The organism is Flavobacteriales bacterium (assembly GCA_013001705.1).
Classification (GTDB): Bacteria; Bacteroidota; Bacteroidia; order Flavobacteriales_D; family JABDKJ01; genus JABDLZ01.
Map to the genome: position 1 here is coordinate 1 of JABDLZ010000273.1, position 3,715 is coordinate 3,715.

Genomic DNA, 3,715 nt, shown 5'->3' on the forward strand with positions numbered 1-3,715 from the left:
GACTTGCGTTTGCCTCCTAGGAATTCAGATATCATGGCCCCGGGCCGGGTCAGGAGTCCTTTGAAGGTCTGGTACAGCGGAGCCTCCAGATTGAAGACCGTACTGCTTATCTGAGAGCCTATCTCTCTGAAGCTCACCCGGGAGACCGATGCCCGTTGACCGCAGCTAGGGCAGAAGTCCCCATCACGCTTCACGCCACAGTTCAAGCACCCTTTTTGTTGGTCCATCGTCATTTCGGTGGATTGAAAATAACCTTTTGGCCTCTTTTCTCCTTTTCTTCGCAGCGCATGTCCCAAACCTCTATAGATAAAGACTTCATCCTCTCAGTCAAGATGGCCATCGAGCGCATGGACCTCCCCTTTCTGAGGGAGCAGATGGGTGAGCTACACCCCGCTGACATTGCTGAGGTACTGGATGCAGTCAATATGGATGAGGCCAAATCCCTCTATCGCCTGCTCGGAGACGAGAAAGCGGCCGAGGTGATGATGGAATTGGAAGAGGATGTCCGGGAGAAATTCTTAGACGCACTTTCTTCCAAACACATCGCAGAAAAGGTCATCGAGAACATAGACACCGATGACGCAGCGGACCTCTTGGGTGAACTCTCGGAAGAGAAGAAAGCAGAGGTCCTTTCTCATGTGGAGGATCCAGAATATGCGAGTGATATCGTCCAACTACTGTCCTATGAAGAAGACACAGCCGGTGCCCTGATGGGTACCGAGTTGGTCAAGGTACATGTGGACTGGACCGTCACCCGTGCAGTGCGAGAGATGCGTAAGCAAGGTGAAGAGGTCACTGATGTCTTCACCGTATACGTGGTGGATGAGCGTGAGACCCTCCTAGGTAGTCTTTCCTTCAAGCGACTCTTCTTCTCGGCTTCCAGCATGAAATCCACTATCCGTGAGCTTTTTGAAGAGCAGGAATTGCGTAGCGTGACCCCTGATACTGCGGCTGAAGAAGTGGTGCGTATCATGAAAAAGTACGACCTCGTAGTGCTACCTGTAGTCAATGAGAGCGGTCGACTATTGGGACGGATCACCATCGATGACGTGGTCGACTTCATGCAAGAAGAGGCAGAACGCGATTACGCAATGGCAAGTGGTATCTCCCAGAAAGTAGAGAGTGATGATTCCATCTGGCTGCTGACCCGTGCCCGATTGCCTTGGCTGCTGATCGGTCTTCTAGGAGGAATCCTCGTAGCACAGGTCATTGCGATATACGAACATCAGATCCAGGTCGATCCAAAACTCGCCTTCTTCATACCCTTGATCGCGGCCATGGGTGGAAATGTAGGTGTACAATCCTCGGCCATTGTGGTACAGGGATTGGCCAATAAGAGCCTCCTAGCGCACGATATCTTTGGACGGCTCACCAAGGAATTGGGAGTCGCCCTCTTCAATGGAGTCATCTGTGCGGCCCTTTTACTCGGTTTCAATATGCTCTTCAGCACGAGCATGGAGCTGAGTTACACGGTGAGCATTGCGCTTTTCTCCGTGATCATCTTCGCGGGTCTATTCGGCACTTTCATTCCCCTTGCTCTGGACAAATTCAAGATCGACCCTGCTTTGGCCACAGGACCATTCATAACTACCATGAATGATATCGTGGGCTTGGTCATCTATTTCTGGGTGGGCTCCATGATGTATGGAATGGCCTAGTTGTTCCTTGAGAGTTATCCTTCATTCATACCATGCCTAAAGTCCTTTTCATCGATGAAGTGCATCCCAAGATGTGGACGGAGCTGGAGAGAATGGGCTATCGCTGCGCAGACTTGACCTCGGCCGATAAAGAAGAGGTGCTGGAGAAACTCCCCTCAGCTCACGGACTCGTGATACGCAGTAGATTCACCTTGGACAAGGATTTCTTACAGCCTGCGACACACCTGCAGTGGATCGCTCGCTCTGGTGTGGGTCTGGAGAACATCGATCTGGACTACTGCCGAGAACAGGATATACAGACCTTCAATGCAGCCGGAGGAAATGCCGATGCGGTGGGGGAGCATGTCATCGGGATGTTGCTGACCCTGTTCAACAAATTGTGTTCAGCAGATGCTTCCGTACGCGCGGGGCGGTGGGAAAGGGAGGCCCATCGAGGCATCGAGTTGGGAGCACGTACTGTGGGGATTATCGGATATGGCAATACCGGAAGGTCGGTAGCAGAGAAACTGAGCGGATTCGGGTGTGAAGTACTGGCCTATGACAAATACCATCCGGTAGATGGGCCCTATGCTCGGAAAGCGACCTTGTCAGAGATTCAGGACGCATGCGATATCCTCTCCTTCCATGTCCCCCTGACCCATGAGACCCGCCATTATCTGGATGAGGCTTTTATCGATCACATGCGCCAGCCATTATATCTGGTCAATGCCTCACGCGGACCGGTCTGCAGTACATCTTCCATCGTAAGTGGCCTCAAGAGTGGAAAGATACTGGGAGCCTGCTTGGATGTATTGGAGGAAGAAGGGCCTGATCTACAACTTCGCTCCAAGGAGAATCCTTTCCTACAGAAGTTGCTCTCCTTCAGTCAGGTCCTGTTGAGTCCACATGTGGCAGGTTGGACTGATAGCAGCTATGAGAAGCTGGCCGATGTGTTACTAGAGAAAATTCCGCGTGCCGAGGGGCATTGAGTCTGGATACTCTAATTCAGAGAGCCGTAGGTCATGGCTGATCCTCACCATCTGCCTCCGAAGGCTGTTTTCCTTCTGAAGGCATGAACCCATCTATTAAATGGAGGTCGCGCTGCGGGAACGGAATCTGTACGCCATGCTCTCTGAAAGCCTTGAAAATGGCAAATCGCAGGTCGCTTTTCAATAATTCTACCTCCCAAGAGCGACTGGCCCAGAAGAACAGTCTGAATATCAATGCAGAGTCCCCGAAATCATCGAATCTGATGATGATGGGTTTCTGTTTACTGACATCTGCATGAGCCAGTGCTGTTTGATAGAGGAGTTTCTTCACCTTCTCTACATCGCTGCTATAGGATACCCCAACAGTTACATGGAAGCGCGAGAGCGCATTGCCATGGCTCCAATTGTTCAGTTTTTCTGAAGTGAGAAATCGATTGGGGACGATGATGATATTGCCATCCCGCGTGATCACCTTGGAGGTGCGTATGTCGATGTGCAGGACACGGGCGATCATCCCTTCCGTCTCGATGACATCCCCTACTTGGAAGGTGCCTTCGAAGAGGATGATGAATCCGGAGATGATATCATCGAAGATGTGCTGCAAGGCCAGCCCTACACCCACCAATAATGCAGCAGAACCGACAAGCAATGCTGTCAGGTTTACTCCCGCTGCATTGGCTGCAAAAACAAAGGCGATCACATAGGCGGCATAGCGTACCAGTTTCACGATGGTGAAGCGCTGTCCGTCATCCAAGCGCTGATTGTTCTCCAATTGGTTGGTGACCAGACCAGAGATGAACTTGACGATCAAGCGGGCCAAGAAGAGGATGATGATGAAGGTCAAGACTCCGCGTACGGTGATCTTGATACCGGTATTCTCTTCCTTGGGTACTCCCACAAAGAGATCCTTATTCATGATCTCCTCCCAGGTGGTGTCCAGGTCGAGTACGATGATGATAGCACCAGCTCCGAGTAAGATCAGGATGGCCCTGATGATCCGGAAGATCTGCTTACCGCGTTCCTCATTGAACCAACTCTTCTGCTTCAAGGTCTTGAAGACGAAGGCCCTGGACAAGCGCTGAAGGAACC

General features: G+C 51.4%; 4 protein-coding genes. 2 read left to right on the plus strand and 2 right to left on the minus strand.

The genetic code is table 11. The annotated features are described in order from the left end of the window. On the minus strand, positions 1-227 hold a 227-nt coding region (locus HKN79_10895), incomplete at its 3' end, for a DUF3667 domain-containing protein (GenBank protein ID NNC84073.1). A 60-nt stretch (positions 228-287) separates the two neighbouring features. Here HKN79_10895 and mgtE point away from each other — a divergent pair. Together mgtE and HKN79_10905 are read left to right on the plus strand one after the other, a co-directional pair. Beyond that, positions 288-1,658, plus strand: a complete 1,371-nt coding sequence (gene mgtE / locus HKN79_10900; protein NNC84074.1) for a magnesium transporter — start codon at positions 288-290, stop codon at positions 1,656-1,658. Between the two features lie 32 nt (positions 1,659-1,690). Further along, entirely contained in the window at positions 1,691-2,626 is a 936-nt protein-coding gene (locus HKN79_10905) for a phosphoglycerate dehydrogenase (GenBank protein NNC84075.1), read from the plus strand. Between the two features lie 31 nt (positions 2,627-2,657). On the opposite strand, the gene HKN79_10910 is transcribed toward HKN79_10905, so the two are convergent. After that, entirely contained in the window at positions 2,658-3,701 is a 1,044-nt protein-coding gene (locus HKN79_10910; protein NNC84076.1) for a mechanosensitive ion channel, read from the minus strand. Between the last annotated feature and the right edge of the window lie 14 nt (positions 3,702-3,715).